This window comes from Halomonas salipaludis, assembly GCF_002286975.1.
Lineage (GTDB): Bacteria > Pseudomonadota > Gammaproteobacteria > Pseudomonadales > Halomonadaceae > Franzmannia > Franzmannia salipaludis.
The window spans coordinates 102,511-125,540 of sequence record NZ_NSKB01000003.1 but is presented as its reverse complement, the minus strand read 5'-3'; the positions used below and the strand labels follow the sequence as shown (position 1 = coordinate 125,540).

The window sequence follows — 23,030 nt, the reverse complement described above, 5'->3', positions numbered from 1 at the left end:
TTGAGCCTCGCGCTTTTCCGTCCTCTTGCCTCGCTGCAATCACTATTCTTAGATCTTAGAGAGGGTTGGCTAAATCGCTGGAAAAATTTTCCCGCAGCGTCTCCAGGTGTGCGATTCGGCGTTTTACATCACTCTCAAAGTGGAGCGATAGCTGGGCAACCAGAAAATCAATCACTGCAACACAGGTAAGATAAGAGTCGAAGGGTGAAGATGTATCAATATGACAGCACCATGTATGTTTCGCCATGCTGGAAATTGGTGACATCCACTGATCAGTGAAGAGAAGGATGGTCGCACCATTAGAATGTGCTACCCGGGATATTCTCAGCATATCATTTTGATAACGACGCATGTCAAAGCAAATGAAAGCATCACCTTTTTTCAAATCGATGAGAAACTCCGGCCAGCATGCTGACTGGCCTTCCAACAAAATGACTTTATCACGAATTTCTCGCAAGTGGACATGAAGATATACAGCTATCGCATGAGAAAATCGCCCGCCTACTATAAAAATTCGTTGTTTTTTTTCAGCCAGCAGCTCAATGGCGGATTTTATATCGCTCTCGTTAAGGTAGCCCATAGTACGCTGAAGGTTATCGCTAAATTTCTCAGTAAAGGAGTTGATGGTTTCGTTGGGGTGGAGCTCATCTCTCGCTTGATCTATAAGAGTAAGAGGAGACTGCAGTTTGTCATGCACTTCATTGCGTAGTTTTCTCTGAAATTCAGCATACCCTTGCAGTCCCAGCTTACTGACCATTCTTAAAATTGTGGGTGGACTTACATCGGCGGTGGCTGCATAAATTCTGAGGTTTTCTAAGCCGATAAAAGGATAGTCTTGCATGAGAGCTTTCGCCGCTTTCTTTTCAGATGCGGTAAATTTATCGAGATTAAAATGAATACATTCAGCAATAGTCATAATTAGTACCCAGCGCTACCGGTCCGATTGAGCAGCGATATCGAGAGAAGTTATCCGCAGTCTCGACTATGGTAGTCCTGCCGTCAGATATGTCGATGAACTGCAGGAGTTTAGACTCTATCAGCATAATGTCCTTGTCGCCTATTTTCCAAGAAATGTAGGATATTGCCCTTGCTACTTTACGCTGCCTTGGCGAGTAATTTGAGGCGGAACTGGTCCATTACTACAGCAAAGATTAGCAATGCTCCGATTACAACGGTCTGCATATATGAGTCGACGCCAGACAAGTTCATGCCATTTTTGAAGACACCGATTAGAAGGGCGCCAAGAACGACATTTTCTACACGGCCGATACCGCCGCGTAAGCTGACGCCGGCAATGACACAAGCAGCAATCGACTCGAGCGGGAACTGCACGCCGATATTGGCATCACCAGTATCTAGGCGCGCTGTCATCAGTAAGCCAGCTAGCGCGGCCATCACACCACACAGCACATAAGCTCTGAATAGGCCACGCTGTGTATTGATACCAGAGAGCTGGGCTGCTTTTATATTCCCACCTACCGCATAGAGATGGCGCCCAAGGCGGGTCTTATGAACTAAGACGAAAAGAATAATACTCAGCAAAATCGCTATCCATACTGGTGTCGAAACTCCCAAAAGTCGACCATAGCCAAAAATATCACTGAACTGCATAGGAATGCCATATACGGGAACACCCCCAGTCATGTATAAGGCCAAGCCGAATCCTACTGACGCCATGCCCATGGTCATGATGAATGGTGAAACATTGAAGACAGCCACCCCGATGCCATTTAGTGTGCCGATCAAAATGCCGCTGAGAACCCCGCTGACGATGCCTAATAGAATTGATAGTACTATCGCATCGGGGAAATTAACTATCGACCAGGTCATGGTCAGCGCACCGACCACCGATGAGAATGCCATGATAGTTCCGACAGAAAGGTCAAACCCGCCTGTTAATAAAGTCAGCATTTGCCCGACTGCAACAATTACCAAGTAGGAAGACTGCCTTAAAATATTGGCAATATTGTTGGCAGTAAGAAAGTTGTCGGCGACTATGGTGAATGTTATTAGCGCAACAAGCATGATGAAAGGTAGAGCGCCAAGTCTAAGGAACAGCATCAAGGAGATATGCTTTACTTTATGGGCTGCTTGGTTTTTGGACAACTGCGTAGCAGAGTGGTTGTTCATCGTTCTTCCTCTCTCTCAATAAAATAACTTACTACGTTTTGTTCCGTTATATCATTGCCTTCGAGTACTGCTTTTATCATTCCCTTGTGCATGACATAAGCGCGATGACAAAGCTGCGTAATTTCAGAAATATCTGATGAAATAATCACGACCGAAGCACCAGACTCACATAGTCTTTTGATAAAAAGGTAAATTGAGGCTCTAGCACCAACATCAACACCTACAGTTGGCTCATCAAAAATAAAGCACCGTGAGTGAGTCGTGGTAGATCGCCCCAACATGATTTTTTGCTGGTTACCGCCTGAGAGAGTGCCTGCGTTGCGAAATATATCGAGAGGTTGAACTTCCATGTCACTAGCAATGCAGTGCGCAGCATTACTTTCGGCATTCTTCCTGATTAGACAGCCCCAATTATTACTATAGTCCTCTAACGCTGGCAGCATGATGTTGTCTTTTATAGATTGCATCATAAGCAAGCCCTCTGCCTTGCGATCCGATGGAACATAAAAGATGCCGCTGTCTATCATTTTTCGTGTATTAGCGTTGGTTTTATCGACACCATCGACATGGATATGACCAGACTTAGCTTTCTCAATGCCGAAACATGCTCGAAGAAGCTCTGATTTCCCAGAGCCGATAACTCCTGCTACACCTACTACTTCGCCTGCTCGGCAGAAGAAGTTAGCATCTTTTACCGATCCGGATGATGTGGTTAATCCATCAATTTTTAGGACAGTGTCAGATGGATTGTATGAAATACTAGGAAATATTTGCTGTATATCTTTGCCGGTCATTAACTTTATAAGAATGGACTCATTGGCATCTGCAACATCAAGGGTGCGAATGAATTTTCCATCTCTTAGAACGGTGATTCTGTCGCCAAGATCATAGACCTCACTCATTCGGTGAGTAATATAAATTATTCCAGTTCCATGAGCTTTTAGCTCGTTAATAAGGGTGAAGAGCTTCTGGGCATCTTGATTAGTCAAGGATGCTGTGGGTTCATCAAGGATCAATACCTTGGGCCGAGATCTAAATGCCTTGGCTATCTCGACCATCTGCTGCTCAGCGCGTGATAGAGTACCTACGATGCGATTTGGGGGGATGTCAAAACCGAGGTGCTCTAATAGCCTTTTTGCTTCTTTGCGAATTTGTCTGTCATTAATTATTCCGGCAAATGCATGCTTGTTCTCTTCCCCGAGACAGATGTTCTCAGCTACTGTCATCTGGGTTATGAGAGAAAACTCCTGAAAAACAGCGGCAATTCCTTTCTTCTTGCCATGGTAGACGCTGTCAATAGAAACTTCCTCGCCTTCCAGTAGCATGATGCCCTCTGTCGCCTGAAGGGCGCCAGTGATAATATTAATTAAAGTTGATTTTCCAGCGCCATTCTCGCCAAATAGAACATGAGTCTCCCCGGGATAGAGAGTGAAATCAACGTTGTCGAGCGCCAGCGCGCCAGGAAAACGCTTGCTAATCTTACAAAGATTAAGAATAGGGAGCGCTCCCGAGGAAGCGCTCTCAATATTGCTGCTTGGGGTGTGCATAATGTGTCTCTTTACCAACTATTGCTGAACACTAAACACGGGCCGCCAGCCGTCCGGGGCTAGAGAGGTTTGCTGGTCAAAGCTGTTGACATTATCTTGGCTGATAATAAACAGCTCTGGTCCAACGTGCTGCATATAATCCTCCCCTTCGAGGACCCTTACCGCCTGATCAATGGCAATTCTCCCTTGAATGGCCGCCGAATCTGTAGGAGCCGCCAGGATTTCGCCGCGGGTAATTCCACGATGTACGCCAACAGAATAGTAATATGGCATGACACTGATTTGCCCCGTCATGCCGCGTGAGCGCAGCAGGTTTGCAGCACCTTCCGCTGTTGTAGTAGCGCCAATGATATAGTCAAGGTCTGGGTGAGCGGCCAGTACGTTCTCGACCAGCCCCATCTGAATTTCTTGGCTGGCATCGCCATACTGAGTGTCTACAATCTCAACTGCGGAACCCTCAATCGCATCATTGAAACCTCTATTGCCGTCCTCTGCCCAGCCTGCTCCGGCGGCTCCTGGAAACCAGCCCACTTTGACAGGGTCTTCGCCTTCGGGGTATGAATCAGCCAGGTAACTCCCTGCCATATGGCCAAGCTTGTAGAATGAAACAAGAGACTTGGCAGAAATGTTGGGAGATGACACACCATTGATGAGATCGATGACGGGGATGCCTTGGGAAGTGACATCTTCAATCAATCGGTTGAGGCCATCATACGAGATCGCCGCAAGTACTACGGCATCTGCGCCTCGTGAAATGCAGTTTTCAACCTGTGATATTTGCGTATCCAGGTTAGTGTAAGCCCCTGCTTCAAATAGCTGCATATTGACACCAAGGCGCTTGGCCTCGTCGGCAACCCCATAGTTTACTGCCAGCCAGTATGGATCTTTCATGTGAGGGAATGAGACGCATATATCCCAAGCTTTAGAAGCTTTTTCAAGTGGAGTGTAAGCTGCTTGATGGGTAGGACTTTCCATGTCAAAGGGCGGATCCCAGACATCGACGTTGATAGGATACCAGCTGTCATTGCCCGCAAAGCTGAGGGCTGAAAATCCACAGCCAAGGGTGAGAGTTGCCAAGTAGGTGATTTTTCTCATGTTATTCTCCTGGTTGGATGCGTTTATTCTTGCCTTGATGAAGATTTAGGATAAATCCTTTATTTCATCGATAAGTGCAACAGTGGTCATTCCCCTGGCATAGTGCCCGACCATTCGATTAATTGTGGACTGTTGTTGTGCTTCAGAATAAGTGGCGCAGGCATCGGTTACCATGGTGACTAAATAGCCTAAGTCGGCGGCGTCACGGATGGCTGACTCAACGCACTGCTCACTTACGACGCCTGCTACCACTAGCTGCTCAATATCCAAGTTTCTCAACACGTAATGTATATTTGTCGAATTAAAAACGCTGCAAGATGTCTTGGCGATAACAATTTCATTAGCCTGTGGGGTTAGTTCATCAATCACCTGGGCTTCCCACGAGCCCTTTGGTGCATGTAGTCCTGAGATCTTATAATCTAAACTGCGATCCCTACCATCAATGGTCAGGCTTTCGATGACGGTATAGATAACTTCAACGTGATTGTGGCGAGCGGTATCAATCAGCCATCGAATGTTGGGTATCACAGTTCTATTTAGGGTCGTAAAATAGTGCTTTTTTTTGCTTTCTGGCGAGCCTATGACCTCCGCATTTTGACGTAGATGCTTACCACACTCCATGTTTTGCATGTCAATAATTAAAATGGCTGACTTACTCTTTTTCAGCGACGCCTCACGTCTCTCAGGGGCGGGTGGCTCAATATTGTCGATGGGCTTCATCAGACTACCATGCTCCTCATGGTTGAGTGAATTGCATTGTAAAGCACTTCAATAATCCGCTCGCCTGATTCTGTATTCACTAATTGGTCTTGGCGGATCTCGATGAGTACGTTGGGAAGTCCATTCTTTTCTCCATGTATCGGGATGCTAGCATCAGTCTCACGGCTGACAGGATATGGCTGGTTGTCTCCGATGCATAGCTCTCCGGCGTGCCGAGAGAGATTCTCCAACAGTAGAGACGATACTCTCTTGTCTTTGTTATAAGTTATACCAATGTGCCATGGCCTTTCCGTACCCTGCATAACACTTGTGAAGGAGTGAATAGAAATCAAGATAACGCATTGATTTTCCTCCTGCATGGCCTCAATCTGTTGCTTGATAGCCCTGTGGTAGGGCCAGTATATGTATTCAATACGTTGCTGTCGCTGTGTGTCATCTAGGGCAATGTTGCCGGGAATGCATACGCCTTCAGTCTGTGAAGGAATGCTGTCAATAGCCTCTAAAGGTCTATTACAATCAATCACAAGCCTTGAGTATCCGGAGCCTATCAAAGGAGCAGAAAGTCTGTCAGATAATTCTTTGGCTACTTTCCAAGCGCCAATATCCCATGCTAATGACCTGCCCAACTGATAGTCTGCAAGTCCTAGGTGCTGCATCCCCTGGGGTATTCTATTGCTGGCGTGATCACAGATCAGCAATACGTTGCTTTTCTTATTAATATTATGTTCCAGGACCGTATCAGACAAGTAACTTAGGCAAGACGACTGGTCGACATGCCCTTGAACCATAAACGATTTTTCCATAGTGACACCTTGGCATTTAGATGGCCACGTTATAGGCGCCTATAATGGAGCTCTGATCCATCTTCCGGCACTGTTCATATTCATCATGTTTAACTGCAACCTGGCTTGCGAGAAGCTGTTCGGGCAGAGCTTCAGTTAGAAAGTGGCTAGAAGTTAGTGCCTCTAGGGCTTCCTCTACACTGGTCAGAAGCGGTGTGGCCACGGCCATAATGTTATCCGAAGGCTGCGAGATGGCAGCTTTTTCATCAAGTGCCTTCATTCCTGCATGAATTAAAGCACCAAGTAACACATAAGGATTTGCCGTAGCATCAGCAACTCTATACTCAATATTTGCCTGCTGCTGCCGGCGGATAGATGTCTTGGCCGTTCCGGGGCAGAGTCTGAGAGCCGCTTCACGATCCCGATAACCAAAGCCCGCACGCCCTGCAGCCCACTGGTTTGGCTGGAGTCGGTAGTAGGAAGGCACTGTCGCTGCGCCGAGTGCACAGAGTGAGCTTAGCTCTTTCAGTATGCCAGTGACGAAGCAGCCTGCTGTGTCTCCAACCGTGCTATCTTTATCCCCGGGCACCAAGGGGGTCTGATCTCGGTCAAAGAGGCTAAAGTGTATATGCACTCCATTCCCGGCGTCATATAGATTAGGTTTGGGGGCAAATGTGATAGGGCACTGCTGTGCCCGAGCGACTTCGCGAATAATATCTTTCAGTATGACAGCATTATCGGCAGCTTTGACAGGTGACTCTGGCTCTATGACGACTTCAAACTGACCCTTGCCATACTCAGGTATGATAAGTTCGAGCCCGATGTTGCAGGAATCAAGCGCCTCTGCCCAGCTTTCCATCACAGGCTTGTGCGCCATCATTGCTTGCAAGCTAAAGCCATGCACGATGTCTTGCCGTGGATTTATCAAAGAAAATTCATGCTCAAATGCAACTTTAAGTGTTATGCCATGCTTGTCTTGTAAACGTTTGACAGCATTTGTCAGGAAGCTTCTTGGGCAGCCGCTCCACGGTGTGCCATCTGCTTCGCATATGTTTGAAAGATAAAATCCCGCCGATGCTTCTTCATCTTGATATTGATAAGGGAGTGAAATAGCTGACGCTGTATCGGGAAACATTCTCAGCTCACCCGTAGCTCCCGCCGGGTTAGTCGAAGCGATATTGCCAAAGCTTGTCAGGCACATATTGCCTGGAATCCATGCAGTGCCTGATTCCAGAATTGCCTCTTCGCGGTGGCTAGGGAAGGATCTAACTCGAGTTACTCCAGCATGGTCACTGAAGCCGATGGCCTTCAGAGCTGTTTTTCTGCAAACCATGTCTAGTTTCTCACTGCCGGTTGTTAGTCTTTTATCGTTCCAACAACGTAGGTTCGGGAGCAGCATGGTGTCAAACAAAATTTCCAGAAATACCACATTGTAACGATGTCTGTAACTTCTGTTCCAGGCTGTCTTGTCCTTGGCGGTGGATTTAACTTATTGAAAAATAAATGGTATCCCGCGACAAGATAGATGGGATGTGGGTTGGTGATGCTGTATTTTGGAATTTCACCAGTTGCTTCGTATCTTGCCGGAGCTTGCGGCTAGGCTACCTATGCACGTCAACTACTTCGACCGCTCGGCGATAATTGAAATGACTGGTTGGATGGGTAGTCTGGCGACGTGCTCTGGTCTCTTTGTCAATCACGTTGATAGGCGTGCTTCCGGGGGAAAGGTCAGTTGCGCTAGTCCATAAAAAGCGGCCTTCGAGGCCGCCAAGAGGACCGCTTGTCTTCCATTGGAAGCCTTACGCCAACGAAACCGGTTCCGCTTTCGCGCTGGGGCGAGACGCCGCTTCGGCATTCTCTTCCAGTGCCAGCTGCCGGTCGCACAGCCGTGCGATCAGCGCCGGGTCGTGGCTGACCAGCATCACCCCGCAGCGTCGCTCCCGGGCCAGTTCCACCAGCAGGCTCAGCGTCTGCTGCTGGGTGATGGGGTCGAGGCGCGAGGTGGGTTCGTCGGCGAACAGCAGGCGTGGCTCGAGCAGCAGCACGCGCAGGATGGCGAAGCGCTGCAGCTCGCCGCCGGAGATCTCGCCGGGGCGCCGCGCCAGCAGCCGCTCGTCGAGCCCCAGGCGCTCCATCAGCGGGACAATGGCCGCACGCTCGAGGCGATGGCGCTGCACCAGGTCGTCGAGCAGCCGCGACAGCCGCCAGTGCGATGAGAACGCCGCCGGTGGGTCCTGGTAGAGCTTCTGCAGGCCCAGGCGGTGCCCAGGGGCATGCTGGATCTCGCCTGCATCGTGGCTCGCCAGGCCCAGCAGCATATCGCCCAGGGTGCTCTTGCCGCAGCCGGAGGGGCCGACCACGCCAACGATTTCACCGGGCAGTACGCTGACGTCGAGACCGCTGAACAGCTGGCGCCCGCCGCGCGACTTGGCCAGGCCGCGGGCCGCCACCACCGGCGTTGCATCCGGCGCGCTGGCGAGCCGTGGGGGTGCCGGCCAGCGCGAGGGCTCGGCGTCGAGCAGGTGACGGCCATACTCGGTCTGCGGCGCCTCGAGGATCCGTTCGGCGGGCCCGCGTTCGACCACCTGGCCGTGGCGCAGGATCACCACTTCGCCGCCCAGACGCCGGGCGACATCGATATCGTGGGTGATGGTCAGCAGCGCGCCGCCGGCCTGGGGCGTCCTGGCCAGCAGCTCGACCACGGCGTCGCGGCGCGGCGCGTCGAGCCCCTTGGTGGGCTCATCGGCGATCACGATGGGGGCGCCGCCGGCGCTGGCGGCGGCGAAGGCGACGCGCTGGGCCATGCCGCCGGAGAGCTCGCCGGGCAGCTTGCCGCCGGCGTCCTCCAGGCCCAGCTCGGCGAGGTCATGCTGGGTGGCCTGGCGGGCCTTGCCAGGCGCTAGCCCGGCCACATGGCGATGGCTCTCGGTTATCTGGGCGGCGGCGCGCATGGTGGGGTCGAGAGCGTGCCAGGGCTCCTGGGGCAGCAGCGCCAGGCGCCGCCCCCACAGGGTGCGGCGGGCGGCGACATCGGCAGCCGCATAGGACGTGCCGTCGATGCCAAGCTCGCCTGCCGGGGTGAGGCCCTGCGGCAGCGTGCCCATGATCGCCTGGGCAATCAGGCTCTTGCCCGAGCCGGTTTCACCGAGCAGGGTCAGGCGCTGGCCTGAGGCCAGGCTGAGGGAGAAGGGCGCGATGGTCACGCCGTCGCCGTGGATGGTCAAGTCGCTGACCTGGAGGAGGGGGTGGCTCATCGTGGGTCCTTCCCGGCTAGCAGGTTGAGGCTGAAGACCAGCACGAACAGCGCCAGGATCGGCTGGGCCATGGCCCAGGGCGCCTCGTGGTAGTAAGGCAGCAGCTCGATCATCATCAGGCCCAGTTCGGCGGTGGGCGGGCGCAGGCCAACGCTGACGAAGCCCAGCGCGGCCATGGCGAGTATCGCGCTGGCGGCGCCGAAGGCGGCCAGGGTCAGCACCTGGGGTGCCAGCTCCGGCCACAGGTGGCGGCGGAACAGATAGAGCGGCCCAAAGCCGAGCAGGCGACTCGCCTCCAACTGCGGCGAGGCCACCAGCACCCGGGTGCGGGCGCGCACCACCCGGAAGTACTCGATCCACAGCACCAGCGAGATACCCACGTAGAGCGCCCAGAAGTTGCCCGGGGCGATGGCCACCAGCAGCAGCACCAGCAGCAGGCCCGGCAGCGCCAGGCAGGCATCGGCGACGCTGCCCAGGATGCGGTCCAGCCAGCCGCCGCGCCAGCCGGCGATCACCCCGAACAGGATGCCCGGCACGGCGGCCGTGACCACGCTGAGCAGCGCCATGCCCAGCGACAGGCGTAGGGCGGCGGCGGTGCGCGCCAGCATATCGCGGCCCAGGTGATCGGTACCCAGCGGCGCGGCAAGCGTTGGCAGTTCGAGGATGCGCACCAGCTGCTGGCGGGCCGGGTCGGCGTCGTGCCACAGCGGCACCAGCCAGGCGAAGGCCAGCAGCAGTGCCAGCAGCAGCGCACCGGCCCGCTGGCGGGTGCTCAGCGCGGGCCAGGCGAGTCGTCGCAGCGGGGCGATCAGCGTCGCTTGCATCATGTCTCGCGTCTCCTCGGGTCGAGCCAGTGGCAGATGAGATCCACCGCGGTGTTGAGGGCCACGAACATCAGGCCCATCACCAGCGCGGTGCCCTGGATCATCGGCACGTCGCGGGCGACGATGGCGTGGACCAGGGCGTGGCCGATGCCGGGCCAGGCGAACAGCGTCTCGACCACCACCACGCCTTCGATCAGGTAGACGAACTGCACGCCCAGGTAGGCCACCACCGGCAGGGCGGCATTGCGCAGTCCGTGACGCAGGAAGCTGAGCCGCGAGCCGAGGCCCTTGGTGTGCGAAAAGGCGTAGTAGGCCGACTGCGATACCTCGGCCATGGCATTGCGCGCCACCCGGCTGGAGACCGCGGCCAGCGCCAGCGCCAGGGTCAGTGACGGCAGTACGCTATGCGCGAAGCGGCCGTGGCCGGCGGCGGGCAGCCAGCCCAGCGCCACCGAGAACAGCAGGATCAGCAGCAGGCCAACGGCGAACGGCGGCAGCGCCCGCAGCACGCTGGCGGCGACTTCGCTGACGCGGTCGAGTGTGCCGGCGGGCTTGCGGCCGGCCAGCAGCCCCAGCGGGGGGCCGAGCAGCAGCGACAGCAGTACCGCCATCACCGCCAGGCCCAGGGAGTGGCCTAGCTGGTGCCACAGCTCGTGGATCACCGGCTCGCCGCTGACCAGCGAGCGCCCCAGGTCGAGCTGCAGCAGGTCCCACAGCCAGCCGAAGTAGGCGCCCAGCGCCGGCTGGTCGAGGGCCAGTTCGGCGCGCACCGATTCGGCGGCGGCGCTGTCGACCATATCGTGGCCGTAGCGGCCGGCGGCGATGCGGTAGGCCATGTCGCCGGGCAGGGTGCGGGTCAGCACGAAGGTCAGGGTGCCGACCATCCACGCCACCAGGCCGGCCTGGAACAGCCGCTGCAGCAGCAGGCCGCGCAGCCCGCTGCGCCAGCGCGACGGGGAGGAGCGGCTCAACGTCAGGCTGGTCATTCGGCCCACCTCAGCTCATCCAGGCGGTAGCTGCGCTCCAGCGGGTCGATGGAGAAGCCTTGCAGATGAGTGCCGACGGCCGCCGTCTGCTGGTACCAGGCCACCGGTATCACCGGCATGGCCTGGTTGAGGCGTGTCGCGACGCGGCCGGCCAGCTCGCTGCGCACCTCGGGGTCGGTGTCGTGGCGCAGGGTGGCGAGCCAGCCGGCGAGTTCGGCGTCCGACCAGCCCATGGCACCCCAGTCGCCGCCCATGTCGTCGGGGTCGCTACCAAAATCATCCAGCAGGGTGCCCAGCGGGTTGGGCACCAGGCCGTAGTTGCGCGCCGCCAGGCCCAGCTCCAGGCTGCCGTCCTGGTGGCCGGAGGGGATCTCGCTGGCGTTGCCTACCGCGACGTTCAGGTCGACGCCCAGCTCGCGCCACTGGTCCTGCAGCGCGGTGGCCACCAGCGGCAGCTCCGGGCGGTCGGAGAAGGTGCGCAGGGTCAACTGGAAGGGCTCGCCATCGCGGCGCAGCACGCCATCGTCGCCGGCCTCCCAGCCCTGCTCGGCGAGCAGCTCACGGGCGCGCTCGAGATCCTGAGACTCGCCGGCATCCAGGCCCAGGTGCCAGGGGCCCAGGGCCTCGGGAAACAGCTCGGCGGCGGCGGCCTCGGGGTGGCGCAGTAGGCCGGTGGCGATGCCGCTGCGGTCGATGGCCAGGCTCAGCGCCTGACGTGCGCGCTGGTCGTCGAGGAAGGGATGACCGGCGTTGACCTTGAGCACGATGGTGCGCGGCAGCGGCTCGGCGTGGATGCTCAGCTGCGCGTTACGCATCAGCCTGGCGCGGCTCGCCGGGTCCAGGGTGAAGACGATATCGGCATCGCGGCTTTCGGCCATCAGCGCGCGGGTCTCGCCGCGGCCCACTGCCAGGTAGCTGGTCTGGGTGATGGCCGGCGCCTCGCCCCAATAGTCGTCGAAGCGCTCGGCGGTGAGGCGCTGCGGCGGGGCCAGCGACGCCAGCCGGTAGGGGCCGGTGGCGATCAGCTCGCGCACCGTACCGCTCTCGTCGTAGGCGTCGGGGGCCAGAATCAGCGTGGTGGAGTGGGCGAGCAGCGCCGGCAGCGGAGCGAAGGCTTCGTGAAGGTGGAACACCACCTCGCCATCCTCGGCCTCGATGGCCTCGATCGGCGCCGAGTCGAGCATGCCCGGCTTGCGCCAGGCGTGTTCCAGGCTCTTGGCTGCGGCCTCGGCGGAAAGCGGGCTGCCGTCATGGAAGAGCACGTCGTCTCGCAGCGTAAAGCGCCAGCTCAGGTCGTCGTCGGCGACCTGCCAGTCGCTGGCCAGGCCGGCGCTGGGTTGGCCCTCGGCGTCGGTATCGACCAGGGTCTCGCCGATGCCCATGCGAGCGAACACATAGCCGGAGGTGGAAGGGTCGAGGCCGGTGATCTCCCAGGGGGCGACGACGTCCAGGGAGCGGTCGTCGGCCGCGGCGGTGAGGGGCAGCAGGCCGAGGAGCAGGGCCAGGCCGAGGCGGCGCGGTGCAAGCATCGTAACGTCCTTTGACATGATCATGGGTTCAAGAAGATGACAGACGGCGCCAGCGCGACAGCAGGCTGTCGTGGCGCCCGCCCTCAGCCGGGGTCCAGGGCCAGCAGCAGGCGCCGCTCGCCGGGCGCGGGCTGTGGACTGCGGTGCACCAGCCCACGCCCCTCGTTGCCGATCCAGCCGTCGCCCTTGAGCAGCGCCAGATCGCCAACGCCGAGCTGCTGGATCGCCGCGGGGTCGCGCAGCGCCTCGGGCTTGCCGGGGTGTGGCGCGCCCAGGCCTGCACGCTCCACCGCCGACTCGGGCAGCCACTCGCTGGCCGGGCCGGCGTAGGTGGTGACCAGTCGCACGGCGAGATTGTCGACGTGGAAGCGCGGGCACATCGCCCCCTCCAGGGTGCGCAGACGCACGCCGATGGTGTCGGTGTCGAACAGGTAGGCCATGGCCTCGGCAACGATGCGAATATCGTCGATCAGCGCCGCGCCCTCGGCCGGGGCCGGCAGATGGGCGGCCAGGTCGTCGGCCAGTGCCTGACCCACGCCGCCGCGCCAGTGCCAGGAGATGCCACGCTCACTGCCAAGCTGGGCGGCGATATTGGCCTGGAGCGCGGCGTCCAGGCGCCGGGTCATCACCGCCAGAGTGATCTCCGCATCGAAGATCCTTGGCAAGACGCCGATATCATCGCCGAAGGCCCAGTGGGGCTCCCCGGCGGCGGGCGTAGTGGCGCTGGCCTCGAGAAACGGGTCGTCGAGCAGGGGCGCGGTAGCGACAGGCATGCAGTGTCCTCCGGTCCAGATTGAGTAGTTACTATATAACATAACAATAAAGGCGAGAACACGTTGGCTTGCGCTTTTGGCGCTTATCCATCGCCCCGACCCGGCGACTCGGCTATGTTAGAAGGCTTGGCTGTTGCACCGGGTTGGTGCGCTCAACGGTGTCGAAAGGAGGGCAAATGTCACCATCGCTGCAGGGGATACTATGGATGTGCGCCGGGGTGTTCTGCCTGTCGGTGGGCGATGCGATTTCCAAATGGCTGGGCGAGGTGCACTCGCCGATTCAGATCATCTTCTTCCGCACCCTGATCTCGCTGCCGCTGATCGCGCTGATCGCGCACTTCAACGGCGGCCTGCGCAAGCTCACCACCCGGCGCCCCGGCGTGCACCTGGTACGCGGCCTTTTGGCCACCGGCACCATGCTGTGCTTCGTGTTCGGGCTGGTGCTGCTGCCGCTGGCCGAGACCACGGCGATCGCCTTCGCCGCGCCGCTGTTCGTCACCCTGCTGTCGGTGCCGCTGCTCGGCGAGCGCGTCGAGCGGCTGCCGCTGGTAGCGGCGATCATCGGCTTTCTCGGCGTGCTGGTGGTGGTGCGCCCGGGCGGTGCCGGCTTCCAGTTGGGAGCCCTAGTGGTGGTGGCGGCGGCGATGTTCTATGCCCTGGTGATGATCACCGCCAGGCGCTACGGCGTGCGTGAGTACCTGTGGGCGATGGTGTTCTACGTCACCCTGGTGCCGCTGCTGGTGACCGGGGCGATGCTGCCCTGGGTGTGGCAGACGCCCTGGCCGCTGCACTGGTGGGGGTTCATCGGTGCCGGGATCTTCGGCATCGGCGCCATGGCCTGCCTGACACTGGCCTTTCGCCACGCCCCGGCGGCGTTGGCCGCGCCCTTCGACTACACCGGGATGCTGTGGGCGGTGCTGCTGGGCTGGTGGTTCTGGGGCGAAATGCCCGACCTGTGGGTGTATGTGGGCACCGCGATCATCATCGGCAGCGGCCTGGCCATCGCCTATCACGAGCGCCGCACCACCATTAAGCGCCGCCCCACGGCGTAAGCTCTGTACGAAAACTGCCTGCGCTCGCCGACTTTTCGGACAAAGCTCAGGGCGCCTGATATTAGCCGGCGATGGGCAGCTTCTTGCGGCTGAATAGCGTCAGCGCCACCAGCAGCGCCGTGGTGGTGAGGATCGCCACGGCGCTCATGGCCATGCCGACCCCGGGGGAGCCCTGCTCGAACTGGCCGAAGACGAAGGTCGAGACCGTGCGCATGCCAGCCGGCGCCACCATCAGCGAGGCCACCAGCTCGCGCGAGGCGATGGCGAACACCAGCAGCATCGAGACGATCAGGCTCGGCGCCAGGGCCGGCAGCAGGATGCGCCGGAAGGCGGTGAAGAAACCGGCGCCGCAGACCCGGGCGGCGGCCTCCAGGCTCTCGCCCATCTGGCGGAAGGCCGCCGAGGCGTAGCGCACCGGGTAGGGCAGCAGCAGGCAGGCATAGGCGAGCAGCAGCATGGCGCCGGTGTTGTAGATCTGGATTGGCCACCAGCTCTGGTTCCAGGCCAGGATCAAGCCCACCGCGACGACGATGCCGGGCATGGTATTGGGCAGCAGCGACAGCAGGTCCAGCAGCCCCTTGCCGCGCAGCTGGGCACGCACCACCAGGTAACCCACCAGGGCACCCAGCACGCCGGTCAGCAGGGCCGTGCCGATGGCCAGCCCGAGGCTGGTGGAGAGCGCCTGCATCGCGCCGCCACGATTGGCGAACAGCGCCTCGAAGTGGCGCAGCGAGAGGTTGTCCCAGGCAATGCCGCCGGACAGCGTGCCGGTGAAGGCGGTGGCCAGCACGGCAAGGATAGGCACCGCCACGGCAATCATCGCCACCAAGCTGAACAGGCCCACGACCGGCCAGCGCCAGGGGCCCAGCTCGATGCGCTCCGGCGCCGTCGGCTTGCCGGTCTGGCTGACGAAGGAGCGCCGGGTCACCAGCCAGTGCTGCAGGTAGAAGGCCGCCATGGCCAGCATCACCAGCAGCAGCGATAGCACGGAGGCGCCGGGGATATCGATGGGCCAGTCGGCGAAGCGCTCGTGAATCCCGGTCACCAGTACCTTGTAGCCGGCCTGGGCGCCGAGGGTGGCCGGGGTGCCGAACTCCTCGATGGTCAGCGCAAACACCAGCAGTAGGCTGGCGGCAATGCCCGGCGTGGAGAGCGGCAGGGTGATGCGCCAAAAGGCGCGCCAGCCGCCGGCACCGCTGACCCGGGCGGCGGCGGCGTAGCGGCCGCCAACGCTCATCATGGTGCGCGATACTGCGAAATAGACCACCGGAAAGACGTTGAGCACCATCACGAAGACGATGCCCGAGAAGGAGAACAGGAAAGCGCTGGCCGAGAGCCCGCTCAGCTGTTCGGCGTAGCCCCGCGGCTGCAGGGTCAGCATCCACGACAGCGCCGCGATATAGGGCGGAATCATGAACGGGATCAGGAAGATCAGGTCCCAGGCGGCGCCGCCGGGCACCCGGGTCAGGGCGCGCAGCGCCCCCAGCGGGATGGCCAGCAGGGCACACACCACTACCACGGCGATGCCCAGGCGCAGCGTATTGCCCAGCAGTCCGAGCAGCGCCGGGTCGGAGAGCAGCGGCACGAACAGGCCGAAGGCGCCGCTCAGTTCGCCTCGCGACCAGCCGGGAAAGATCGCCTGCAGCAGCACGTAGAGCAGTGGCAGCCCGACCAGCAGCAGCAGGGCCGCCGCTGTCAGCAGCATGACCACACCCGCCCCGCTGATCCGGGGCAGGCGCAGGGAAAGGCCTAGGCTGAGACGCGCCGCCATCAGCTACCCGTGGCTTCGCGGAAGCGGTCGAGAATCGCCTCGCGCTGGGCGTTCATTGCGTCGCTGTCGACCTCGATCAGGGTCAGCTCCTCGATGGTCGGGCGCAGCGCCTCGATGTCGCTGCGTGACGGCATCAGGTAGCGCTCGGCGACCCGCGCCTGGCCCTGTTCGGAGAGCACGAAGTCGACGAACTGCTCGGCCTCGTCGGGCATGGCGGTGGAGGCCAGGATCATCATCGGCCGCGGCGCGATCACCGTGCCGCTCTCGGGAAAGATCACCTCGATGGCTTCGCCCTCGGCCTGCTGGCCCAGCGAGATATAGTCCACCGCGCCGAACACCACCGACTTGGCCCCCTGCAGCACCGGGTTCAGGGCCCGGGCGTTGGGCCCCGGCACCAGCATGCCGTTGTCGGCGAGGTCTGCCATCAGCTGCCAGGTGGCCTCCTCGCCCATGGCGGTGAGCAGGCCGCTGATCAGCTCGAAGGCGGCGCCGGACTGCGCCGGGTCGGGCATGGTCACCTGGTCGCGATAGGCCGCATCGGTCAGATCGCTCCAATCGTTGGGTTGGGGGACATCGCTGTTGCGGTTCCATACCAGGGCCAGGGCCGAGACCCCCTGGGCGGCGTAGTGGTCGGTCTTGAGGAAGTCGGGCACCGTCTCGGCGTTGGGTGAGCGGTACTCATGCAGCAGGCCCTCCTCGTGCAGCGACTCGGCGCTGTCCCAGGAGGCGGAGATCACCACGTCGGCCAGCGGATTGGCCTGCTCGGACTCCAGGCGGGCCATCACCTGGCCGGTGGTGCTCTGAAAGACATTGACCTCGATGCCGGTCTCCTCAGAGAAGTCGGCGGCGAGATGCTCGATCAGCGCGCCGGGGCCCGCCGAGTAGACGGTCAAGGCGCTGGCCGAGGCCAGGCCTGGCAGGGCCAAGAGGCAGGCGCTGAGGGCAAAGGGTTTCAAGGCGTGCATTGAAGGCTCCCGAGAAGGAAAAAGTGGGCCAGGCCGCATCAGGCGCTGGCGCTGGCGGCCACGTCGGCGCGTGGCATCAGGTCGATCAGGCGCGCCTCGGCATCCCAGGCGCGCAGGGCGCTGACGTCGATGTCGATCCCCACCTGGCAGCCGCGCTCCGGTGCATGGGGTGCATGCAGCTTGAGCGTGCGGCCATCGGCCAGGGTGAGCTGAAGCGACAGGTGCTCGCCCTGGAACAGGCGGCCGGTGATGCGCCCGCACAGCAGGCCCTCCTCGGGCGCACACAGCCGCAGGGCGCGGCGCGGCAGCAGCAGGCTTACCTCGCCGCGGTGACCGCAGGCGGCGCCGAGCGGCAGATAGACATCGGCAAGCGCCAGGCCCTCGGCGTCGAGCCGGCCGTCGAGCAGGGTGCCGGCGTCGACGAAGTCGGCGATCTCCGGCGTGGCCGGGGTATGGAAGAGCGCCTCCGGCGCGTCGACCTGCTGCAGCCGACCGTGCTGCAGCACGGCCACCCGGTCGGCCAGGGCGAAGGCTTCGTGCTGGTCGTGGGTGACGAACACCGCCGTCAGGTTGAGCTCTTCGATCAGGTTGCGAATCTCCAGGGCCAGGTTCTCGCGCAGGCCCTTGTCGAGGTTGGAGAGTGGCTCGTCCATCAGCAGCAGGCGCGGCTTGGCGACGATGGCCCGGGCCAGGGCGACCCGCTGCTGCTGGCCGCCGGAGAGCGCGCCGGGTGAGCGCTCGGCGAAATCGCCTAACCCGACCAGGGAGAGCGCCCACTCCACCTGGGGGCGTCTTGCGTTGGCCTTGACGCCCTGCATCTCCAGCGGGAAGGCGACGTTCTGGTAGACGCTCATGTGCGGCCACAGGGCGTAGTCCTGGAAGACCATGCCCAGATGACGATCATCGGGGCTCAGGTGGCGGCCCGGGGCGGCGACGCACTGGCCGTCGAGGTGTACCTCGCCGCCGTCGACCTCGGCCAGGCCGGCGATACAGCGCAGCAGGGTGGTCTTGCCACAGCCGGAAGGGCCCAGCAGTGCCAGCACCTGGCCCCGGCGCAGCGCGAGGTCGATACCGTCCAGGGCCACGGTGTCGCCGAAGCGCTTGTGCAGGCGCTTGATGTTGAGTGCATGAGTGGACATGTCGGGGTGCCTCTCTTGCATGGAAGTCCCAACCTAGAGGGGAAAGATGTCAGTGGTGTGACACGAGGATGACGTTTGTAACCGGGCACCTCCCTGTGCTCCAACCGTCGTGTATGCAGCTAAAGGGTTAGAATTCGTACTGCAGACGGGCGCCCAGCACCCAGCTATCCCACTCCTTGACGCCATCCTCCAGGCTCTCGTCGCCGGCCTCGGCATCGATATACATGACGTTGAACTTGGCAATAATCTCAGGCTGGAGATACCAGTTGAGGCCCAGCGTCCAGTGATCGACCTGCTGTTTGCCGCGCGGCGCGTGATGGTCGGTATGATCCGCGGTGGCATAGCGGCCGAGCAGTTCAAAGGCCCCCCAGTGTCCCTGTGACGGGTTGAAGGGACGGTGGGGTGTGACGCGTCCGAAATCGCCGCTGAACGCCCGGTAGTTCCGCGATTCGCCGGTCAGGAAGACGCCGGCCTGGGCGTACCAGCCGTCCATGGTCATGCTGTCGACTTCGCCCGTACTGAAGTTGGGGTCGTTGACGTCACGGCTCAGGTCCTGGCGAATATATTCCGCTTGAACGGAGAAGGGGCCATGGCCGGCGGCGAACTCCAGATTGGTGGTGGTGTAGTCGCTTACCGCTTCCATGTCGCGGCGGCCGATAATGCGGCCGTCGATGGCTCGAGTACCTAAACGACTACGCATGCGAACATCAGAATATTCTTCATCGTCCTCGTTGCGGGCATTCTTGCGGTAGTTACCGGAGACGCCGAGATGCACAAAGGCATTGTCTTCGTTGACGGGAGCGATGCTGGCGCGGCCGGAGAGGGCATAACCCTCGGAGACCTCACGGTCGCGTCCCACGCCGTCGCCGCCGAAGACACCGATGGCCCCGTACCAGTCTGGCTGCAATGTCTCGTACATCACACCGAGATTACGGCTGGGCCGATAAGCATCAATCGGCGTGGCACGTTCGAGGAAGGAAATACGCCGCGAACTGGTGGAGCTTTCGAGGCTGAAAGGCTCCTTGAAATGGCCGAAAGCCAAGCGGCCATTATCCATTAAATAGGCGATATAGGCGTTGGCGAAGCGCACCTCTTCGTCGCGGAAGTCCACCTCGAGCTGCCACTCCCAGTTGTCGTGGAACAGGCCAAGGGCGCCCAGCCTGGCTCGTCGAATGATGGTTCCTGTGTTGCCAAGGTTACCTTCGCCGACTCGATGATCGTCGGTAGTGTCGAGGTTATCATCGAGGTGAGCGGCATCTAGCATCAAGCGGCCACGAATCCGGAAACGGTCGCTGCCATCGGCCGTTTCTACCCCAAAGCGCCGCACTTGTACGTTGGCATCATCCTGCTGCAAACCCTCCTGGGGCTCGTACTGCAGGCCATCGCTGCGGGTCGGCTGCTGAGTAGCGGCCTGATCGGCTTGGGACTCGGCACGCAGTTCATCCACATCCTGCTGGGTGAGGACACCTCTTTCCATCAGGCGTTCGAGCAGGGCATCTTGGCTGGCCATGGCCATCTGGGAGGCGGAAGCGCCTGCCAGGATTGCCATCAGGGCCACGGTACGGGCCAGGGGCATTTTCTTGAACACATACATGAGTATTGCCTGTCATCATGGAGTTAGGTTCACCGGTCCGTGGCGAAGGAGTTAATCTCGGTGTCAAGTCGGCCGATTCGACGAATTTAAGGCTATAGTCTGAGTATGACGTGCATATTTCCCGTTTATTAAGTGTCGATATTTTGTCTGTTTGATAAAAATGGATGTCAGGCGTTTGAGGTTATTCACCTGTTTAATGGCAAGCCGTTCAGGAAAATTGCATGACGTGATAGGGCAGTCGAGGCCTGTTATTAATAAGGAGGTTTCATGGCGTGGTGCGTAGGGAAATGTAGAAGGCCGCCAGAAGGCGACCTTGAGCAGGGAAGGTGTCTAGCTGTTCAAATCACCCGCTTGCGAATCCAGGCGCTGACCTGCTCGACGCCGATTACCACCACCAGGATGGCCAGGATGACGGTGAGGGCCTGGTCGTAGCGAAACAGGTTCATGGCAGCGGAGAGTTCCACGCCGATGCCGCCGGCACCCACCAGGCCTAGCACCACAGCGCTACGTATGGCCTTCTCTACCGAGAACAGGCTGGTGGCCACGAAGGAGGGCGTGCATTCGGGGATGATCGCGCCGCACACCACGCCACTGCGCGAGGCGCCGGTGGCGGCCAGGGCCTGCCCCGGGCCGGGGTCGACCTCTTCGATGCGCTCCGAGAAGAAGCGGGCGCAGAAGCCGATGGTGTCCATGATGATGGCCAGGATCCCGGCCAGCGGGCCGAGGCCGACGGCGACCACGAAGATCAGCGCCCATACCAGGTCGGGCACGGTGCGCAGGGTGGCCACCAGGTTGCGGGCGACCACCCGGATCGCCGGATGGGGGCTGGTATTGCGGTCGCACAGCAGGGCCATGGGCAGGCTCAGGATCACCCCGAATACCACGCCGACGATGGCCATCTGAAAGGTCTCCAGCATGGCCACGGCGATCACGTCCCAGCGGGAAAAATTCGGCGGCAGCGCCTCGCCGAAGAAGGTGCCCAGGTTCACGACGCCGCTCAGCAGCCGGTCGAGATGGATATCGGCGCTGGAAAAACCGCTGATGAAGAAGGCAGCGAATGCCAGCAACAGGATAAAGGCGACGGGGGAGGGGCGTTCAAGCCTGGGCGGCGCGGTGTGGCGCGGTGATGACTCGCTCATCGGTGTCGGCCTCCTGGGGGGTGTCGGTCTGGTAGAGCGCCGTGATGTCGGCGTCACTGATGTCGGCGGTCGGGCGATCGAAGGCGAGGGTGCCGGCCTTGAGACCGATCAGCCGCTTGCCGAACTCGCGGGCCAGCTCGATCTGGTGCAGCACGCAGAGCACGGTCATGCCGCGCTCGCGTACCACCGACCAGAGCAGTTCCATTACCTCGCGTCCTGCCTTGGGGTCGAGGCTAGCCACCGGCTCGTCAGCAAGCACGATTTCGACGTCCTGCATCAACATGCGAGCAATGGCCACGCGCTGTTGTTGGCCGCCGGAAAGGGTGTCGGTACGGCGTGCCGCCAGGTGCGCCAGGCCGCCCCGCTCGAGTGCCTGCATGGCCGCCAGGCGTGATTCGCGGCTGGCGGTCAGCGCATGGCTGGCCAGGATGCCGTGGCGGCCCATCAGGCCGAACAGCACGTTCTGCAGCACCGAGAGGTTGCCGACCATGTTGAATTTCTGGAAGACGCAGCCAATGCGCTGGCGCAGCGGCCTCAGTTCACGGCGGCTGGCACTGGCCAGGTTGATGCCATCCAGCACGAGGCGCCCCGACGTGGGGCGCTCGAGACCGCTCAGGCACTTCATCAACGTCGATTTGCCGCAGCCGTTGTGGCCGAGGATGACCACGCCTTCTCCAGGGCTGACGTCGATCGACAGCCCGCTCAAGGCGCGGGTGCCGTCCGGGTAGACCTTGGTCAGATCGCTTACGGTCACTTGCATGGGGCACCGCTCAGTCGTTGAGGCCCAGCAGGGCGTAGGAGTCGCGGACCACGTCATACTCGGCATCGACCACGCGCACCATCTCGGCGCCGATGTACTTGTCGCGCTCGCCCGGGGCGAGAATCGCCTGCAGCAGGCCGTCAGGATCGGCCATGAAGGCCTCCTGAATCTCGGCCACGCAGTCGGCAGCGATGTGTGGGCCGGCCACCATGGGGTCGCCCGGCATGTCCTGGCCGCGGGCGATGATGCGGTAGTTCTCCTCGCCGTGCTGTTCTGCGAAGGGGGCGAAATCGCGTACGCCGGTGCCCACCGCGTCGACTTCGCCCGAGGCCAGCGCCTGCATGCGGGCACCATCGAGCAGCGTGATCTGCAGGTCACGGTCGATGTCCAGACCGGCCTGGTGCAGCATATAGCTGGGCATGATGTGGCCGGTGGTAGAGCCATGGTCCTTCATGGCGACGTGCTTGCCGCGCAGGTCTTCCAGCGTCTCGATGTCGCTGTCGGTGGGGGCGATGAACACCGAGTAGTACTCGGGGCGCACGATGGCGGTGATCGGCTTGATGTCCTCGACACGCTCAGCCATCAGCACGTATTCGGAGGGACCGGCCAGCACGATGTCGACCTGCTCGAAGCGCAGGGCGTTGATGGCGGTGGTGCGGTTGCCTACCGGGAAGAACTCCACCTCGACGCCGAGGCGCGATTCAACTTCGTCGACGAACTCCTGGAAGGCGCGCTGCAGCTCTTCAGTGCCTTCGATGCCGGTATCGGCGAAGCGCAGGGTGGTGGGGCAGGAGTCGGCCGCCTGGGCCTGCGTCTGTCCGGCGGCGGCCAGGGCGATGGCGGCGACAAGGGAGAGTAGTGACGTTTTCACGGAATCACCTCGGGATGGATCGGAATGATGCGTCCATACCCTGTCAGTGCCAGGTGACAGCCGTGTGTCTCTCAGGTGTCGTTGGGGTTACAGCGCGGT

Annotated in this window: 20 protein-coding genes; 1 reads left to right on the top strand and 19 read right to left on the bottom strand. The window is 60.6% G+C overall.

The features are described from left to right. Positions 1-55: 55 nt before the first annotated feature. The 12 genes from CK498_RS08160 to CK498_RS08105 all read right to left on the bottom strand — a co-directional run bounded on the left by CK498_RS08160 (position 56) and on the right by CK498_RS08105 (position 13,640). Positions 56-916, bottom strand: a complete 861-nt coding sequence (locus CK498_RS08160; protein WP_095620385.1) for a MurR/RpiR family transcriptional regulator — start codon at positions 914-916, stop codon at positions 56-58. Between the two features lie 179 nt (positions 917-1,095). Continuing rightward, positions 1,096-2,130: an ABC transporter permease gene (locus CK498_RS08155; RefSeq protein WP_176475750.1), complete on the bottom strand. Its 1,035-nt coding sequence runs from the start codon at positions 2,128-2,130 to the stop codon at positions 1,096-1,098. Then, complete coding sequence (locus tag CK498_RS08150) at positions 2,127-3,677, bottom strand: sugar ABC transporter ATP-binding protein (RefSeq protein WP_095620384.1); 1,551 nt, start codon at positions 3,675-3,677, stop codon at positions 2,127-2,129. Before CK498_RS08150 ends, CK498_RS08155 begins: the two co-directional genes overlap by 4 nt. 18 nt (positions 3,678-3,695) lie before the next feature. Then, the gene (torT, locus tag CK498_RS08145; protein ID WP_095620383.1) at positions 3,696-4,772 is read right to left on the bottom strand and encodes a TMAO reductase system periplasmic protein TorT; all 1,077 of its coding nucleotides are present in this window, start codon (positions 4,770-4,772) and stop codon (positions 3,696-3,698) included. A 45-nt stretch (positions 4,773-4,817) separates the two neighbouring features. Next, positions 4,818-5,492: a cysteine hydrolase family protein gene (locus CK498_RS08140; protein WP_095620382.1), complete on the bottom strand. Its 675-nt coding sequence runs from the start codon at positions 5,490-5,492 to the stop codon at positions 4,818-4,820. Next, positions 5,492-6,295: an N-formylglutamate amidohydrolase gene (locus CK498_RS08135; protein ID WP_095620381.1), complete on the bottom strand. Its 804-nt coding sequence runs from the start codon at positions 6,293-6,295 to the stop codon at positions 5,492-5,494. Before CK498_RS08135 ends, CK498_RS08140 begins: the two co-directional genes overlap by 1 nt. A 16-nt stretch (positions 6,296-6,311) precedes the next feature. Further along, entirely contained in the window at positions 6,312-7,673 is a 1,362-nt protein-coding gene (locus tag CK498_RS08130) for a type I glutamate--ammonia ligase (protein ID WP_217987732.1), read from the bottom strand. A gap of 400 nt (positions 7,674-8,073) precedes the next feature. After that, the gene (locus tag CK498_RS08125; protein WP_095620379.1) at positions 8,074-9,528 is read right to left on the bottom strand and encodes an ABC transporter ATP-binding protein; all 1,455 of its coding nucleotides are present in this window, start codon (positions 9,526-9,528) and stop codon (positions 8,074-8,076) included. Beyond that, positions 9,525-10,355: an ABC transporter permease gene (locus CK498_RS08120; protein ID WP_095620378.1), complete on the bottom strand. Its 831-nt coding sequence runs from the start codon at positions 10,353-10,355 to the stop codon at positions 9,525-9,527. The genes CK498_RS08125 and CK498_RS08120 overlap by 4 nt, the downstream gene beginning before the upstream one ends. Further along, positions 10,352-11,338: an ABC transporter permease gene (locus tag CK498_RS08115; protein ID WP_217987731.1), complete on the bottom strand. Its 987-nt coding sequence runs from the start codon at positions 11,336-11,338 to the stop codon at positions 10,352-10,354. The genes CK498_RS08120 and CK498_RS08115 overlap by 4 nt, the downstream gene beginning before the upstream one ends. Next, positions 11,335-12,867 (bottom strand): ABC transporter substrate-binding protein, encoded by a 1,533-nt coding sequence (locus CK498_RS08110; protein ID WP_095620377.1) that lies wholly within the window; start codon positions 12,865-12,867, stop codon positions 11,335-11,337. The genes CK498_RS08115 and CK498_RS08110 overlap by 4 nt, the downstream gene beginning before the upstream one ends. A gap of 83 nt (positions 12,868-12,950) precedes the next feature. Beyond that, complete coding sequence (locus tag CK498_RS08105; protein WP_095620376.1) at positions 12,951-13,640, bottom strand: DUF1826 domain-containing protein; 690 nt, start codon at positions 13,638-13,640, stop codon at positions 12,951-12,953. A gap of 176 nt (positions 13,641-13,816) precedes the next feature. Between CK498_RS08105 and CK498_RS08100 the strand changes: the two genes are divergently transcribed. Then, positions 13,817-14,692 (top strand): DMT family transporter, encoded by an 876-nt coding sequence (locus tag CK498_RS08100; RefSeq protein WP_095620375.1) that lies wholly within the window; start codon positions 13,817-13,819, stop codon positions 14,690-14,692. Between the two features lie 61 nt (positions 14,693-14,753). Here the strand turns inward: CK498_RS08100 and CK498_RS08095 are convergent, their stop codons facing one another. The 7 genes from CK498_RS08095 to phnD form a co-directional block, all read right to left on the bottom strand. Next, positions 14,754-16,463 (bottom strand): ABC transporter permease, encoded by a 1,710-nt coding sequence (locus CK498_RS08095; RefSeq protein ID WP_217987730.1) that lies wholly within the window; start codon positions 16,461-16,463, stop codon positions 14,754-14,756. Further along, positions 16,463-17,428: an ABC transporter substrate-binding protein gene (locus tag CK498_RS08090; protein ID WP_095620374.1), complete on the bottom strand. Its 966-nt coding sequence runs from the start codon at positions 17,426-17,428 to the stop codon at positions 16,463-16,465. Before CK498_RS08090 ends, CK498_RS08095 begins: the two co-directional genes overlap by 1 nt. A 38-nt stretch (positions 17,429-17,466) precedes the next feature. Then, complete coding sequence (locus tag CK498_RS08085) at positions 17,467-18,567, bottom strand: ABC transporter ATP-binding protein (protein ID WP_095620373.1); 1,101 nt, start codon at positions 18,565-18,567, stop codon at positions 17,467-17,469. A 127-nt stretch (positions 18,568-18,694) separates the two neighbouring features. Then, positions 18,695-20,161 (bottom strand): OprO/OprP family phosphate-selective porin, encoded by a 1,467-nt coding sequence (locus CK498_RS08080; protein ID WP_217987729.1) that lies wholly within the window; start codon positions 20,159-20,161, stop codon positions 18,695-18,697. A gap of 338 nt (positions 20,162-20,499) precedes the next feature. Then, a complete protein-coding gene (gene phnE, locus CK498_RS08075) occupies positions 20,500-21,300 on the bottom strand; it encodes a phosphonate ABC transporter, permease protein PhnE (protein ID WP_095620372.1) in 801 nt (266 codons plus the stop codon). Continuing rightward, positions 21,257-22,060 carry a phosphonate ABC transporter ATP-binding protein gene (gene phnC / locus CK498_RS08070; protein WP_095620371.1) on the bottom strand — a complete coding sequence of 268 codons (804 nt, stop codon included), beginning with the start codon at positions 22,058-22,060 and terminating at the stop codon, positions 21,257-21,259. Before phnC ends, phnE begins: the two co-directional genes overlap by 44 nt. A gap of 10 nt (positions 22,061-22,070) precedes the next feature. Next, positions 22,071-22,931, bottom strand: a complete 861-nt coding sequence (gene phnD, locus CK498_RS08065; protein WP_095620370.1) for a phosphate/phosphite/phosphonate ABC transporter substrate-binding protein — start codon at positions 22,929-22,931, stop codon at positions 22,071-22,073. Between the last annotated feature and the right edge of the window lie 99 nt (positions 22,932-23,030).